2 protein-coding genes and 1 pseudogene are annotated in these 878 nt (G+C 59.1%); all 3 read left to right on the top strand.

All coding sequences use genetic code 11. The annotated features are described in order from the left end of the window. The coding region (locus DEO48_RS26715) for a hypothetical protein (protein ID WP_219933003.1) at positions 1–251 on the top strand (251 nt) is incomplete at its 5' end. Further along, a complete protein-coding gene (locus tag DEO48_RS05325) occupies positions 238–585 on the top strand; it encodes a hypothetical protein (RefSeq protein WP_109844562.1) in 348 nt (115 codons plus the stop codon). The genes DEO48_RS26715 and DEO48_RS05325, both read left to right, overlap by 14 nt. Then, positions 582–878 (top strand): annotated as a pseudogene (locus DEO48_RS05320) (ATP-binding protein); the annotation flags it as partial. The gene DEO48_RS05325 and the pseudogene DEO48_RS05320, both read left to right, overlap by 4 nt.

Below are 878 nucleotides of genomic sequence, written 5' to 3'. Positions count from 1 at the left end.
CGGTACTGGTGCAGCTGGTGACGGTTCTGCCGGCGACGGTACTGGTGCAGCTGGTGACGGTTCTGCCGGCGATGGTGCTGGTGCAGCTGGTGACGGTTCTGCCGGCGACGGCGCTGGTGCAGTTGGTGACGGTTCTGCCGGCGATGGTACTGGTTCAGCTGGCGCAGGCCGGAAGACGAACAACGCAGCGGCTAAAAATGCCACAGGCAAAAACGCAAAGAAATCCGGAGCGTAATCATGGGGCCGGTTGACTGGGATACAAAACTACTGGCTCCCCTTCAGGGGGTCTTTGGAGAACCCGTGGAGTACCGGCCCCGAAACGGGCCGGCGTTTGATATCTCCGGCATCTTTGACCGCGCGTACACCGTGGACGTTGAACCCATTGACGATAACGGCCCGACCGTGAACACCACGCGGCCGGTGCTGGGGGTTCAGGACAGCGCATTTTTTCTACATCAACCGCCACAGCAGGGGGATCTGCTTTATATCCCCCGCGTCAAAACGCTGTTTAAAGTGGCCGATGTGCAGCCTGACAGCCATGGCGGAAGCCGTCTTGAACTGAACAAAGTCAGGGAGGTGTCATGAACTCAGCCAGACTCCGGGAGCTGGCCGTTCAGGCTATCAGGGGAAAGACACTCGCAGGGCACCGCGTCTATTCCCCGCGAGACTGGGCCACCCGCAGCCAGGATTACCCGCTCATTCTGGTGCAGACGGTCTATGAGGAGAAATTCTCCAAAGGCCGTAACGCTCCCCAGTTTGATACCGTTACCACGCTACAGATAGCCGCCAGGCTTGAGGAGCTTGACGGTGAACTGGACGATGACGGGGCCATGAAGGTGCAGCTTAATCTGGAACGGATGAAGGAGGAAATCGAGCGG

This window comes from Enterobacter sp. CGMCC 5087 (genome assembly GCF_003144775.1).
GTDB lineage: Bacteria > Pseudomonadota > Gammaproteobacteria > Enterobacterales > Enterobacteriaceae > Enterobacter > Enterobacter cloacae_M.
Note: the sequence above shows the minus strand (reverse complement) of the source record. Positions and strands in the feature narration are given on the sequence as shown.